The 14234-nt window shown below is 66.5% G+C and carries 12 protein-coding genes and 1 pseudogene; 1 reads left to right on the forward strand and 12 read right to left on the reverse strand.

Translation table 11 applies throughout. The annotated features are described in order from the left end of the window. Positions 1–41: 41 nt before the first annotated feature. Positions 42–1214 (reverse strand): acyltransferase family protein, encoded by a 1173-nt coding sequence (locus V8Z74_RS18180; RefSeq protein ID WP_066481071.1) that lies wholly within the window; start codon positions 1212–1214, stop codon positions 42–44. A gap of 60 nt (positions 1215–1274) precedes the next feature. Further along, positions 1275–1436, reverse strand: a complete 162-nt coding sequence (locus tag V8Z74_RS18185) for a hypothetical protein (RefSeq protein ID WP_349710512.1) — start codon at positions 1434–1436, stop codon at positions 1275–1277. Between the two features lie 27 nt (positions 1437–1463). On the opposite strand from V8Z74_RS18185, the gene V8Z74_RS18190 reads away from it, so the two are divergent. After that, positions 1464–2063, forward strand: coding sequence for a GbsR/MarR family transcriptional regulator (locus V8Z74_RS18190; RefSeq protein ID WP_066481327.1), 600 nt, complete (start codon positions 1464–1466; stop codon positions 2061–2063). A gap of 82 nt (positions 2064–2145) precedes the next feature. Here the strand turns inward: V8Z74_RS18190 and V8Z74_RS18195 are convergent, their stop codons facing one another. From V8Z74_RS18195 to V8Z74_RS18240, 10 genes and pseudogenes are all read right to left on the reverse strand, one after another. Then, on the reverse strand, positions 2146–3045 hold the full coding sequence (locus V8Z74_RS18195) for a DUF3014 domain-containing protein (protein WP_349710513.1): 900 nt from the start codon (positions 3043–3045) through the stop codon (positions 2146–2148). A 192-nt stretch (positions 3046–3237) separates the two neighbouring features. Continuing rightward, the gene (gene cydX, locus V8Z74_RS18200) at positions 3238–3378 is read right to left on the reverse strand and encodes a cytochrome bd-I oxidase subunit CydX (protein ID WP_349710514.1); all 141 of its coding nucleotides are present in this window, start codon (positions 3376–3378) and stop codon (positions 3238–3240) included. Between the two features lie 20 nt (positions 3379–3398). After that, a complete protein-coding gene (gene cydB, locus V8Z74_RS18205) occupies positions 3399–4553 on the reverse strand; it encodes a cytochrome d ubiquinol oxidase subunit II (protein WP_349710515.1) in 1155 nt (384 codons plus the stop codon). Between the two features lie 19 nt (positions 4554–4572). Continuing rightward, positions 4573–6162 carry a cytochrome ubiquinol oxidase subunit I gene (locus V8Z74_RS18210; RefSeq protein ID WP_349710516.1) on the reverse strand — a complete coding sequence of 530 codons (1590 nt, stop codon included), beginning with the start codon at positions 6160–6162 and terminating at the stop codon, positions 4573–4575. A 38-nt stretch (positions 6163–6200) separates the two neighbouring features. Beyond that, a complete protein-coding gene (gene cydC, locus V8Z74_RS18215; protein WP_502879577.1) occupies positions 6201–7928 on the reverse strand; it encodes a thiol reductant ABC exporter subunit CydC in 1728 nt (575 codons plus the stop codon). Beyond that, positions 7921–9645 carry a thiol reductant ABC exporter subunit CydD gene (gene cydD, locus V8Z74_RS18220; protein ID WP_349710518.1) on the reverse strand — a complete coding sequence of 575 codons (1725 nt, stop codon included), beginning with the start codon at positions 9643–9645 and terminating at the stop codon, positions 7921–7923. The genes cydC and cydD overlap by 8 nt, the downstream gene beginning before the upstream one ends. Before the next feature lie 195 nt (positions 9646–9840). After that, positions 9841–10797, reverse strand: coding sequence for an NAD(P)H-dependent flavin oxidoreductase (locus V8Z74_RS18225; protein WP_066481047.1), 957 nt, complete (start codon positions 10795–10797; stop codon positions 9841–9843). Between the two features lie 205 nt (positions 10798–11002). After that, on the reverse strand, positions 11003–12793 hold the full coding sequence (locus V8Z74_RS18230) for an acyl-CoA dehydrogenase (RefSeq protein WP_349710519.1): 1791 nt from the start codon (positions 12791–12793) through the stop codon (positions 11003–11005). 26 nt (positions 12794–12819) lie between these two features. Further along, a complete protein-coding gene (locus V8Z74_RS18235; protein WP_349710520.1) occupies positions 12820–13974 on the reverse strand; it encodes an ABC transporter substrate-binding protein in 1155 nt (384 codons plus the stop codon). A gap of 139 nt (positions 13975–14113) precedes the next feature. After that, positions 14114–14234 (reverse strand): annotated as a pseudogene (locus V8Z74_RS18240) (electron transfer flavoprotein subunit alpha/FixB family protein); the annotation flags it as partial.

The raw sequence follows: 14234 nt of genomic DNA on the forward strand, positions 1-14234 counted from the left end.
AAAGCTGCTTTTTTTGTGCATCAGGCAACAAGCCTGCGCCTTCAGCGCAAGCCTGCCACCACGGCCGTCAGCAGGCCCGCGCCGATCAGGCCGGCCTGCCAGCGCAGCGCCTCGTGCCAGGACGGCACATGGCGCTCGATCTTCTGGTAGAGCAGGTAGCCGGCCGCAATCGACAGCACGAATGCCGACACCATGCCGACCAGCGCAGCGGGAATCGAGGTCGGCCAGAAATGGCTTTCCACGGCATTGACCAGCAGGCAGACCGAAAAATGGATCAGGAACACCGAATAGGAAATCTGGCCCAGGCGGCGCAGCAGCGCCAGCCCCGGCCACCGGGCGAGCGCCGGGGTGCGCATGGCGACGATGAGCAGCAGCGCCGTGGCGCCGGCCAGCGCAATGCGATCGCGCCACTCCAGCACCAGCGCCGAGATCACCAGGGCCGCGATCAGCATGGCCCAGCTCCAGGCCGTGGAACGCCTGTCGGCCTGCACGGCCCAGAAGGCCATCATGCCCAGGCCGTAGGCACCGAAGAAGTACACGGCCCAGACGTCCCAGTCGGCATCGCGATTGAAGCCGTACAGCGATGCGGCCACGCCCAGCACCACCAGGGCCTGCGCGCCCGTCAGCGCCCAGGGCCACCAGGCGGCAACGGCCTGCCGGCCCCAGCGCCGGGATGCGGCCCTGCCGGCCCAGCGCACGCCGGCCAGCAGCAAGGTGCTCAGCGCAAACAGCTGGAAATCGATGGACACATACCAGACGCCGGCCGACAGCGATTCCTCGCCTACGATGTTCTGCAGCAGCAGTGCATGGGCCAGCAGCTGCCACAGGCCGGGATCGGCCGAGACCGATTCGTGGTCGAACCAGGGACGGATGGCGGCGGAAACGATGATGGTCACCACCAGGGCCACCGCATAGGGCACGACCAAGCGCACAAAGCGCTTGCCGATCTTGGGAAAAGGCGCATCGAACTTGGCCGACCCCATGGGTGCCAAGCTGGCGGCGGCCAGATAGCCGCCCAGCACCAGGAAGACCTGCACGGCCATGCGCGCATATTCATAGAGCCAGTCCAGCACTTCGGGCATGGCGGGGTGGGCCACATCGGACATAGGGCCGTAGAAAGCCAGGTGGTGCCAGACGATGGCCGCGCAGGCCAGGCCCTTGGTGCAGTCGATCAGCGCACTGCGGGACGCGGAGGAGGTTGAACTGTTTGCCATGTAATCGTGGCCGCGGCGCCTGCAACAGCTCCAGCGGCAAGGCCGGACCCAGGATGCATGTCATGCCCGGCGGTAAAAATGCAGCAAGGACGCGATTTTGCGCCTATTGCCAACAATTTGCTGACGAGCATTAAACTTTTTGTAAATCAAACCGGCAGCCGGTGATTTCATTGCAACAGCGATCCACCCCTGGCCGGCAAGCCTGCGCTTGACGTGGCGCATCCGGCCGCGCCGCCGGGCAAAGGCACAATGGAGGCCATGACGCAAGCCAAACCACTTTCGGAGCTGAGCCGGCAGTTTGTTTCACATTTCGGGGAAATGGGCAGCCGCTGGGGCATCAACCGCACCGTAGGGCAGATCTACGCGCTGCTGTTCCTGTCGCCAGAGCCGCTCAATGCCGATCAGATTGCCGAGACGCTGGAGTTCTCGCGCTCCAATGTGAGCATGGGCCTCAAGGAATTGCAGGCATGGCGGCTGGTGCAGCTGCGCCATCAGCCCGGCGACCGGCGCGAATACTTCCAGGCACCGCAGGAAGTCTGGGAGATCTTCAAGCGGCTGGCCGAGGAGCGCCGCCGCCGCGAAATCGAGCCCACGCAATCCATGCTGCGCGCGGCCATGCTCGAAGAAGCGACCACCGACGAGGACCGCTATGCCCAGCAGCGCATGCGCGAGATGCACGAGCTCATCGACCGGCTGATGAGCTGGTTCGACGACGTGCAGCGCCTCTCGCCCGAGACCGCCATGCAGCTCATGGGCATGGGCACGGCCGTCACGCGGCTGCTCGATCTCAAGGACAAGATCACGGGCGCCTCGCGCAGCAGGGAACCGCGAGAGCCCGCGGCCTCCTGAGCCATCCCGCCCCTTTTCCGCCGCGCCCCGCCAGAAGGCTTGCAGATGCAAGCCTTTTTTTGTGCGCCGCGCACTTTTTTCCTCAGCTCGAAGGCTGCCCTGGCGCGGCGATCTGCGCGCGTACGGCCTGCAGCACGGCCTTGACGCGATGCGCATGCTCGCGCCCCATGCGCAGCAGAATCTTCTGCCCCGCCGACAGCGACTGCAGCTGGGGGTCGGCGAATTCATAGCGCAGCCAGGGCTGCTGTGGCGCCACCTGGCCCTGCACCTGCACCAGTTTCAGGGCCAGCGGCCGGTCCGGTTCCGGCGTCTGCAGCAGATGGTCGATCACGGCGACCAGCCGGTCGTTGAACTGCCTGCCCGGATAGCCGAGTTCTTCGTAGCTGTGCTGCAGCACCGGGTAGATGCGCTTGTATAGTGCTGCAGCCTGCACCGGATCGATGCCGCTGACAAAGCCGACCACGGCGTCGTAGCGCGCGGCATTGTCCGGCGAGATCTGCAGGCCGGCGCCGGTCTCCTGCACGGCCAGGCGCCCACCCACCGGGAACAGCGGCCACAGGCGCGAAGCGGCCTGGCTGCGCGGCAGGTTGTCGATGGTGGCAACGATGCGGCGCGAAAGCCCGTCCGTCGCCACGAAGCGCAGGCTGCGCTCCTTGCCCAGCCACTGCGTCACCGCATCCTCCAGCGCCGCATCGGCACCGGGAGCCAGCGGAGGATTGCCCTTGCTGTCGGCCTCGGGTTGCAGAGGATGGTGCTCTTCCCCGGGCTGCGCCGGCGCCGCCTTGTCGGCCGGTTGGGGCGGCATCACTGCGGGAGATGCCGGCTCGGCCGAAGGCACAGCCGCAGGTGCCGGCGCCTGGGCACGATGCACGTAGCGCCATGCGCCATAACCCGCCACGGCCACGAGCAGCACCAGCACGGCCGCCCTGCCCTTGCCCCCGCTTCTGCGCTCGCGCTGATATTGACGGGAAATGGGTTCCATGGACCCGTTTTCCTCTTCCATCGGTTTTCCTCCAGAAACAGCAGACGCCGCCTACCTTAAAGGCATTTGCCATGCGGGAGCGGCCATCTGCGGCGCGCACGGTTTCTTTGTTGCAACGCAATGCAACTGCAGCCGGCAAAAAGCCCGGCCTGCACAGGCAGGCCGGGCTTTCACATAAGGGCCGGAATCCGGTCAGGCGTCGGGCGCCGAACCGGTGCGCTGCAGGATGCGGCGGCGCGTTGCCTCGTCATCCATCAGTTCGAACCACATCGCATTGAGCACCGCAAATGCCGCGGCCAGCGGCAGGCCCAGCAGCCAGGCGAAGTACCACATAGTTTTCTCCTTTCCCCGAATCAGTACGAATGTCCCTGGCCCGTGGCAATGGCCACCGGATCCACCTTGCCGCGCAGCACCGAGTACACCCAGCTGGTGTAGGCCAGGATCAGCGGCAGGAAGATCAGCACGCACACCAGCATGATGAACAGCGTCACATGGCTGGAGGACGAATCCCAGACCGTCAGGCTGAAGCGCGGATCGATGGTCGAGGGCAGGATCATGGGGAACATGGCCGCGCCCACGGTGAGGATGATGCCGGCCACGGCCAGGCCGCTGCCCAGCAGCGCCAGCCACTCGCGGCGCCCGCGCAAGCCCAGGGCCACGATCAGCGGCATGACCAGGCCCAGGCCCGGCACCAGCCACAGCAGCGGCTGGGCCTTGAAGTTGGACATCCAGGCGCCGGCGGCCACCACGGCGGTCTTGTTCAGCGGGTTGGAGGGGCCGGCCGGTTGGATCTCGCTGGTGATGGCATAGCCGTTGATGCCGGTGGCCAGCCAGATGCCGGCCACGGCGAACAGCAGCGTGGTTGCCACGGCGGCAATGCAGCCATAGCGCGCGGCGCGGGCCGAGACTTCGCCTTCCGTCTTGAATACCAGCCAAGCCGCGCCGTGCATGAGCAGCATGGACAGCGACACCAGCCCGCACAGCAGCGCGAACGGTGTCAGCAGGCCGAAGAAAGAGCCCTCGTAGTAGATGCGCATGTCCTCGCCCAGGCGGAAGGGCACGCCCAGGATCACATTGCCCACGGCCACGCCGAACAGCAGCGCGGGTGCCAGGCCCGTGATGCACAGCACCCAGTCCCAGCGGTTGCGCCATGCCGCGTCCTCGCGCTTGCTGCGGAACTTGAAGGCCACGGGACGCAGGATCAGCGGCACCAGCACGGCGAACATGGCCAGGTAAAAGCCCGAGAACGACACGGCGTACAGCTGGGGCCAGGCCGCGAAGATGGCGCCGCCGCCCAGGATCAGCCAGACCTGGTTGCCTTCCCAGACCGGGCCCACGGAGTTGATGACCACGCGGCGCTCCACATCGGTGCGGGCCGTGGCGCGCAGCAGGCCCATGGAGCCCAGGTCGAAACCGTCGGTCACGGCAAAGCCCACGAGCAGCACGCCCAGCAGCAGCCACCAGATGACGCGCAGCACGTCATATGCAATCAATTCATGCAGGATCATTTTTCGTACTCCTTGTCCGTCAGCCGCGGGCGCCGGCCAGCTTTTCGATCATGGGTTCGTAAAAGCTCAGGTGAGGCTCGCTCTCGTGCTCGGGCCCCTTGCGGATGGCGCGCAGCATGAGCTTCATCTCGATCAGCAGCAGCACGGTGTAGATCAGCACAAAGCCGATGATGGTCAGCAGCAGCGTGGTCGCGCCCAGATTCGATACGGCCATGGCCGTGGGCAGCACGCCTTCGATGATCCACGGCTGGCGGCCCAGTTCGGCCACGATCCAGCCGCATTCGGCAGCAATCCAGGGCAAGGGGATGGACAGCACGGCCAGCTTGAGAAGCCACGGATAGGCGTCCAGCCGGTGGCGCACGGACAGCCAGAAGAAGGTGGCCGTCAGCACGATGAAGAACATGCCCAGCCCCACCATGATGCGGAAGGTCCAGAACAGCGGCCCCACAGGAGGCACGGTGTCCATGGCGGCCTGGCGGATCTGCGCATCGGTGGCCTTGCGCGGATCGTCCACATAGCGCATCAGCAGCAGTGCATAGCCCAGGTTCGCACCCTTGTCCTCGAAGCGCTGGCGCGCCTCGGCGGGAATCTGGGCTTCCGATTTGGCGGCACGTATGCTCTGCAGCGCGTCATAGGCATCGATGCCGCTGCGGATGTGGCCCTCGGCGTTCTGCACCAGCTGGTTGATGCCGGGAATCTCGGTCGTCAGCGAGCGCGTGCCGATCAGGCCCATGACCCAGGGAATATGCACGGCAAAGTGCGTCTCGCGCGCCTGGCGGTCGGGAAAGCCGAAGGCCGTGAACGAGGCCGGAGCCTTTTCGGTGTTCCACATGGCTTCGATCGACGCGAGCTTCATCTTCTGGTGCTCCGAAGACAGATAGCCGCTCTCGTCGCCCAGCACCACCACCGACAGCGAGGCGGCCAGGCCAAAGGAGGCGGCCACGGTCATCGAGCGCTTGGCCAGGTGCAGATGGCGCCCCTTGAGCACATACCAGGCCGAGACGCCGAGCACGAACAGCGAAGCCATCACATAACCGGCCGACACCGTGTGCACGAACTTGGCCTGGGCCACGGGATTGGTGATGACGGCAAAGAAATCGGTCACCTCCATGCGCATGGTCTGCGGATTGAACGCAGCGCCCACGGGGTTCTGCATCCAGCCATTGGCCACCAGAATCCACAGCGCCGAGAAATTGGTGCCGATGGCCATCAGGCAGGTCACGACCAGGTGCTTGACCTTGCTCAGCCGGTCCCAGCCGAAGAAGAACAGGCCCACGAAGGTCGCTTCCAGGAAGAAGGCCATCAGTCCTTCGATGGCCAGCGGCGCACCGAAGATGTCGCCCACATAGTGGCTGTAGTAGCTCCAGTTCATGCCGAACTGGAACTCCATCACCACGCCCGTGGCCACGCCCATGGCGAAGTTGATGCCGAACAGCACGCCCCAGAACTTGGTCATGTCGCGCCAGATCGCCCGGCCCGTCATCACGTACACCGTCTCCATGATGGCGACGAGTATGGACAGGCCCAGCGTCAGCGGCACGAACAGGAAGTGGTAGAGCGCCGTTATCGCGAACTGCAGCCGCGACAAATCGACGATATCGAGGTCCATGACGAATTCCTTTCTCTTGGACTTTCAAACATTGATCTTCAATTCCCGGCATCGGGCCTCAGCCGCCCGATGGCTTCATCGAACTGCGGCGTACCGCGCAGCGCCTGGCCGCAGATGCGCCCGTTTTCGAGCCACAGCAACCGGTCCGCCAGCCGCGCCTCGCGCTGCCAGTGGGAAGCCAGCACCAGGGTGCGCCCCCGGGCCGCCACGGCCAGCCGCTGCAGCACATCGCCGGCCGTGGCCGCATCCAGCCCTTCGGTGGGCTCGTCCAGCAGCCAGCAACGGGCCGGATGCAGCAGCAGCCGCGCCAGCGCCAGCCGCCTTGCCTGCCCGCCCGACAGTCCCAGCCCCCCTTCGCCCAGCACCGTATCGAGCTCGTGCGGCATGGCACGGACATCCTGCGCCAGCCCGGCTGCCTCCAGCGCCTGCCACAGTACGTCGTCGTCCGCCTCGGGCGCGGCCAGGCGCAGGTTGTCGCGCAGGCTGTCCTGGAACAGTTCTGTGCGCTGTGTCATCCAGCAGCAGAAGCCGGCTGCGGCGCGTCCCGACACCAGAGGCAGCTCGCCCGCGATCAGCGACAGCAGGCTGCTCTTGCCTGCACCGCTGCGGCCTATCAGTGCCACACGCTCGCCTTCGCGGATATGCAGATCCAGCGGCCCCAGAGCCGCCATCTGCCCCGGATGGGCCGCGCATGCGCTGTCGAGCTGCACTGCCAGCCCGGCCCCGGGCGTCGGCTGGCGCCCGGCCTGCTGCGGCCCCTCCTCCACTGCCGCCTTGCCGATGCGGCGCACCGCCAGCCAGGTGCGGCCGGCCTCCGCTGCACCGCGGCGCAGCGCGGCAAACGGCTCCATGGCCGAAAGCGCCAGCAAAATGCCCAGCGCGGCCACGGCCACGCCGATCTGTCCGCGCTCCACCAGACTGCCCATGGCCAGCAGCGCGGCGCTCAGGGTCAGCGCGCCGGCCACGCCATAGGCCTGCGCGGCGCGGGCTTCGGCACGATAGAGGCGGTCGTCGGCCACCGCAGCGCGCGCATCGCAGGCCAGTACGGCAGCCACCTGGGCCGGCAGCTGCCCCGCCATCAGAAGTTCCGCCTGCCCGGCAGCAAGGTCGACGCTCTGCAGCCGCAGCGCCTCCAGCGCCATGGCGCGGCGCACGGCCGCCTGGCGGGTGCGCAGCCCGTGCCACAGCGCAATGCCCCAGCCCGCCAGCAGCAGCCATGCCAATGCCAGCAGTCCCAGCCACCAGCGCATCAGGCCGAACGACAGCCCGGCCAATAGCGCGGCGCCAAGCGCCGCCATGCCGGGCACCAGCAGGCGCAGATACAGGCTGTCCAGCGCATCCACATCGCTGGTCAGCCGCTGCAGCAGGCGCGCGGGACGCAGCATCAGCAGGCGCGCCGCCTGGGGCCGGGACCAGTGGCGAAACAGCTTTTCGCGCAGCGCGGCCAGCACGGCCAGCGTGGCATCGTGCGTGACCAGGCGCTCCGCATAGCGTGCGCCGGTCCGGCCCACGGCGAGCAGGCGGATGCCTGCCGAGGGCATGAATACATCGAACACCAGGGCCGTGGCCGGCACCAGCCCGGCCAGCGCCGTGGCCGTGATGAACCAGCCGGACAGGCCCAGCAAGGCCATGCCCATGAGCACGGTCAGCGCCGCCAGCAACGCTCCGCCCAGCCAGAGCCTGCGCCCCGCCATGGCATCGAGCGCGCGCAGCAGGGTCCATGCCCCCTTGCCGGAGCGCGGATGGCGATCCAGGCCTTCACGCATCAGCAGTCCTTTCCTGCAGCACTGGCAAGGCCCCGGCAGGCCCGGCATCGCCCTGCAGCGGCAAATCGATGATGCGGCCCATGCGCCGCGCCAGTTGCGCATCATGGGTGGCCACGATCAGCGTACGGTCCCCGGCGATGCGCAGCAGGGCTTCGGCGACCTGTGCTGCGGTGTCCGGATCCAGGTGTGCCGTCGGCTCGTCGACCAGCAGCAGCCCGGCCTGCCGGTTCACTGCCAGGCGCGCCAGCGCCAGGCGCACTGCTTCCCCGCCCGACAATCCGCTGCCGCCCTCGCCCAGGCTCATGCCCGCACGGGCCTGCAGCACGGCGCCCAGCGCCGCCTGCTCGCCAGCAGCCTGCACGTCTGCTGCGCTCACCTGTGCGCGGCCCAGCGCCACATTGCGTTGCACCGATCCGGCGAACACATGGCGCTGCTGGCCCATCCAGGCCATGCGCGCGCGCAACGCGGGCGCATTCTCGGCATTCAGCGGCCGGCCATCGATCTCCACCCGGCCCTGCAGTACAGGCAGCATGCCTGCCAGTTGCGCAAGCAGCACCGATTTGCCGCTGCCGCTGGGACTCCACAACGCCACATGCTCGCCCGCCTCGATGCGCAGGTTCAAAGGCGCCAGCCGCGACACGCTGCCCGGGGCCTGGACGCAAAGGTCGAAAGCCTCTACCGACACCGGGCCGGCATGCGCTCCATGCCCGTCTTCAGGGAGTGCCTCGAAGCTGCCGACCAGCGGCGTGGCCTGCCGGCACAGCATGTTCAGAGTCTTGATGGCGGCCTCGCCTGCGGCGCGGTCATGCCAGACCGCCGAGAGGTCGCGCAGCGGCTCGAAGAAGGCGGGCGCCAGCAGCAGCACGAACAGCGCCTGCCCCAGCGTCAGCGTATGGCCCCAGGCACCGAACGGCAGCATGCCCAGCAGATGGAAACCCACATAGACCGCCACCATGGCCACGCCCAGCGCGGAAAACAGCTCCAGCACGGCCGAGGACAGAAAGGCGATGCGCAGCACGCGCATGGTGCGCCGGCGCAGCGACTCGGCATGGCTGCGCAGCCGCAGGGCCGAGGCATCCACCGCCCCCAGCGCCCGCAAGGTGCTCAGGCCCCGCAGGCGGTCCAGCAAGAAGGCGTTCATGCCGCCCATCTCCACCAGCTGTTCCTCGCTGGCGGCGCGGGCACGCCAGCCCACGATGGCCATGAACAGGGGAATCAGCGGTGCCGCCAGCATCAGAATCAGTGCGGCAATCCAGCTCTGGCTGGCAACGGCCGCCGCAAGGGCCAGCGGAACGATGCGCACGCGCCACATGGCGCTCTGGTAGCGCGCCAGCCAGGGCACCACGGCCTCGGACTGTTCGGCCACCGCGCTGGCGGCCTGTCCCGAGGGGGGACGCGCCTTGTCCAGCGGCGAGGCCTGGGCCAGCGCCTGCAACACCTGGGCGCGCAACCGGCTCAGCGTGGCACGCGCGGCGCGCTGGGCCCGCAGCACGCCCAGCCCTTCACACCAGGCGCGCAGCACGCCCAGAACCAGCACGCCGGTCGCTGCCGTTGCCAGATGGCGCACGGACCGGCCATTCGCCATCTGCTGCACGGCCCAGGCCAGCAGCGCGGCCTGGGGCAGCCAGAGCAATGCGGCGGCGAGCTGCAATGCAGCACCGGCTCGCAGGCCTCGTGCGTGAAGTCCAGCGGTTGCGAATTGAGATAGCTCTTTCATTTTTGAATTTTCAGTATTTACTGAAAACAAAGAAATACTACTCCATTTTGATCCTCATCATGGCAGGCCGTCCCCAAACCGCCTGTAGGATTCAGGCACGCTTGATCTCCATCAAACAACGCACATTTGCTGACAAATGATGCGAAAAATGAAAACGGCGCCCGAGGGCGCCGTCTGTCGGAAGGAAAAGCGGGCTCAGCCCAGCTGCAGCCGCTCGCGGGCCTGCCGGTACTCGCGCTTGAGGCGATCCACCAGGTCGGCCGTCGCAGTGACCTCGTTGATCGCGCCAATGCCCTGGCCGCAGCCCCAGATGTCCTTCCAGGCCTTCTTGGCATCGCCTCCGAAGTTCATCTTGCTGGGATCGGACACCGGCAGGTTCTCCGGGTCCAGGCCCGCAGCGCGGATCGAAGGCGCAAGGTAGTTGCCGTGCACCCCGGTGAACAGATTGCTGTAGACGATGTCGTCGGACGTGCTATCCACGATGGCTTGCTTGTAGCCGTCGACGGCGCGCGCCTCATGGGTGGCGATGAAGGCCGAGCCGATATAGGCGAAATCGGCACCCATGGCCTGGGCCGCCAGGATGGCGCCCCCCGAGGCGATGGAGCCCGACAGGGCCAGCGGACCGTCGAACCACTGGCGGATTTCCTGGATCAGCGCGAACGGGCTCTTCACGCCTGCATGGCCGCCCGCACCGGCCGCCACGGCGATCAGGCCATCGGCACCTTTCTCGACGGCCTTGTGCGCGAACTTGTTGTTGATGATGTCGTGCAGCACCACGCCGCCCCAGCTGTGCACAGCCTGGTTCACGTCCTCGCGCGCCCCCAGCGAAGTGATGACGATGGGCACCTTGTATTGGGCGCAGACCTGCATGTCGTGTTCCAGCCGGTCGTTGCTCTTGTGCACGATCTGGTTGATGGCGAACGGCGCCGAGGGCTGCTCGGGATGGGCCTTGTCCCAGGCGGCCAGGGTCTCGGTGATCTCGGCCAGCCAGTCCTCGAGTTGCGCGGCCGGACGTGCGTTGAGCGCCGGCATGGAGCCGACAATGCCGGCCTTGCACTGTTCGATCACCAGCTTGGGGTTGCTGATGATGAACAGCGGCGAACCGATGACCGGCAAAGCCAGCTTTTGCAGGGCAGTGGGAAGTTTGGACATGCAGAGTCTCCGTAACAGATTCTTATCAAAAAAGGGCTGCGACGCTTGCCTGCCAAGCGTCATTAGCTCTCATTTAGGAAGCAATTCCGAGTTCAGCTCTCGCGGGCTGCGGGCATAGCCATGGAACCGTCCCGCACCCAGTCTGGAGACGGCCCGCAAGGGCCGCCCCCTCCAAGGGGAGGGCGCGAAGCGGTTCAGAGGGTGCTCAGAACGCGTCCATGGGCAAGGCCATGACGCTGGCGCCCCCATCGACGATGGCGTCGCGCAGGCCCTGGGCCTGGGTCAGAATGTGCTCGGCATAGAACTGGGCCGTCACCATCTTGGCGCGCATGAAGGCTTCGTCCTGTCCCTTGCGCAACAGCTGTTGCGCCGCCAGCAGGGCGCGGCCCATCTGCCATCCCGCCACCAGATTGCCGGCCAGCATCAGGTAGGGAACGCTGCCCGCATACACGGCATTCGGATCGTTCCTGGACTGGGCCACCACGAAATCCACCACATCGAGGAATGCCTTGCGGGCCTGCTCCAGGCGGACGGCCACTGCCTTGGCGGCCGCACTGCCGTCGGCGTGCAGCTCGCCTTCGGTCTTCTCGATCTGGGCGGCAATCGCCCTGGCTGTCTGGCCGCCGTCGCGGCCGGTCTTTCGGCCCACGAGGTCGTTGGCCTGGATGGCCGTCGTGCCTTCGTAGATGGTCAGGATCTTGGCGTCGCGGTAGTACTGTGCCGCGCCGGTTTCCTCGATGAATCCCATGCCGCCGTGCACCTGCACGCCCAGACTGGTGACTTCGAGGCTCATCTCGGTGCTGTAGCCCTTGACCAGCGGCACCATGAATTCATAGAAGGCCGCATTGGCCTCGCGCACCTGCGCATCGGCATGGTGGTGGGCGGCGTCGTAGGCCGCTGCGGCCACGCTGGCCATGGCGCGGCAGCCTTCGGTATAGGCGCGCATGGTCATGAGCATGCGGCGCACATCGGGGTGGTGGATGATGGTGGCGCTGGCCTTGACCGATCCGTCGACGGGACGGCTTTGCACGCGCTCCCTGGCGTACTGCACGGCATGCTGGTAGGAGCGCTCGGCCACCGCAATGCCCTGCATGCCCACCGCATAGCGGGCGGCATTCATCATGATGAACATGTATTCGAGGCCGCGGTTTTCCTCGCCGACCAGATAGCCAGTGGCGCCGCCGTTGTCGCCGTACTGCAGCACGGCCGTGGGCGAGGCCTTGATGCCCATCTTGTGCTCGATGGAGACGCAGTGCACGTCGTTGCGCTCGCCCAGCGAGCCGTCCGCATTCACCAGGAACTTGGGCACCACGAACAGGCTGATGCCCTTGACGCCTTCCGGCGCCCCGGCCACACGCGCCAGCACCAGGTGCACGATGTTCTCGGCCATGTCGTGCTCGCCGTAGGTGATGAAGATCTTGGTGCCGAAGACCTTGTAGGTGCCGTCCGCCTGCGGCTCGGCCTTGGTGCGCACCAGCGCCAGGTCGGAGCCGGCCTGGGGCTCGGTCAGATTCATGGTGCCGGTCCACTGGCCCGAGATCAGCTTTTCCAGATACGTGGCCTTGAGCGCATCGCTGCCGGCCGTGAGCAGCGCCTCGATCGCGCCGTCGGTCAGCAGCGGGCACAGTGCAAAGCTCAGGTTGGCGCTGTTGAGCATTTCCACGCAGGCCGCGCCTATGGTCTTGGGCAGGCCCTGGCCGCCGAAATCCACCGGGTGCTGCAGGCCCTGCCAGCCGCCTTCGGCATATTGCCTGAAGGCTTCGGCAAAGCCGGGCGTGGTGGCGACCTTGCCGTCCCTGAATGACGAAGGGTTCACGTCGCCGGGCACGTTCAGCGGCGCCACCACGCCTTCGCACAGCTTGGCGCATTCCTCGAGAACAGCCTGAGCGGTTTCCAGGCCTGCCTCCTCGAAACCGGGAATCTGCGCTACCTGTTCAATCCGGGCCAGATGCTCCATGTTGAACAGCATGTCTTTGACGGGAGCCGAATAAGTCATTTTCAACGCTTTCTATCAATCGAGATTCACTGCGTCACACGCCCTGAGGCATTGACGATGGACAGGTCCACATACTTCGAACCGATCTGGGAGCCCGGGCGATAGCCGACCCAGTAGCCGCCCAGGTCGTAGGCGTCGATGCCGTGCAGGGCCGCCGCCACCTTCTCGGGCGAGACGGGCTGGCTACGGCGCATGGCCTCGACGATGACCTTGGCATTCACATAGCCCTCCATCATGGCGAAGCTGACCGGCACCTCCAGCGACTTGCCGGCCGCGGCCGCCGCGTCGCGGAACTCCTTGTTCAAGCGCGCCGACACCTTGTAAGGGCTGGGCACGACCTGGGCGATGGACAGCCCGCTCATGTACTCCACTGGCAGGCGCTTGGCCAGTTGCTCGATGTCGGCCTCGGCGGTCGCATAGATCTGGGCCGTGCCGCCATCCATGCGATAGGCCTCCACGAAGGCCGCCGTCCCGGAGCTGGAGGCGACCACCAGCACCGCCTGGGGCGGCGTCTTGGACGACTGCAGCTGCTCCACGGTCTTGTCGATCGTGGTCTTGCCGCGCAGCATGGCCGAAGTCACCAGCTTGGCGCCGCTGGGCGTGATGGCCTTTTCCACCAGCGCCGTCAGCGCCTGAGCATCGGGCCGGTCCTCATAGACCAGCGCCAGGCGCGTGATGCCGACGGTTGCCAGGTGGGTGGAGATCTTGGCCATCTGCTCGGACAGGCCCGCGCGCGTGCTGAAGATCTGGGGCGACGACAGCACGCGCGTGTCCGTGCTCTGATAGCCGACGATGGCCAGCGGCGAATTCGCCAGCAGCTTGCTGTCGAGCAGCGCCGTCAGGTTGCGGTTGCCGAAATAGCCTGCGAGCACCACGGGCTTGGCCTCGGCCAGCAGGCGACGGGTCTTGGCCACGGTTTCATCGGGATGGCTGCCATCGTCCTCCACGACCAGTTCCACGGGCTGGCCCTGCACGCCACCGGCCTTGTTGACCTGGTCGAAATACAGTCGCATGCCCTGCGCATAGGCGCGCCCCTGAATGGCTTCGGCACCGGTCATGGGGCCGACCTGTCCCACGGTCCATCCTGCGGCATGCGCGAGAACAGAGGCACCGCTCCATGCCAGAGCCATACCGATGCGCGCCACGCGCCAACCCTTGGTCTGCAAGCTTTTCGTCTTCATCTTGAATTCCCTCCCGAATGTCAGCCGGCACTATCAGGCCGCTGCTGCTCCGGATTCATTGTTCATGTTCTGTCCAACCCGCCTCTGCGCCCGTATGGAAAAAGAGGGGCTGACAGCCCCTCTTTTGATATGCGCCAAATTACAAGGCCTTGACCAACTCCGGCACGGCCTGGAACAGATCCGCCTCCAGCCCGTAGTCCGCCACCGAGAAGATCGGCGCCTCCGGGTCCTTGTTGATCGCCACGATCACCTTCGAGTCC

The sequence above is a fragment of the Comamonas sp. w2-DMI genome, from assembly GCF_040187735.1.
Lineage (GTDB): Bacteria > Pseudomonadota > Gammaproteobacteria > Burkholderiales > Burkholderiaceae_C > Comamonas > Comamonas terrae.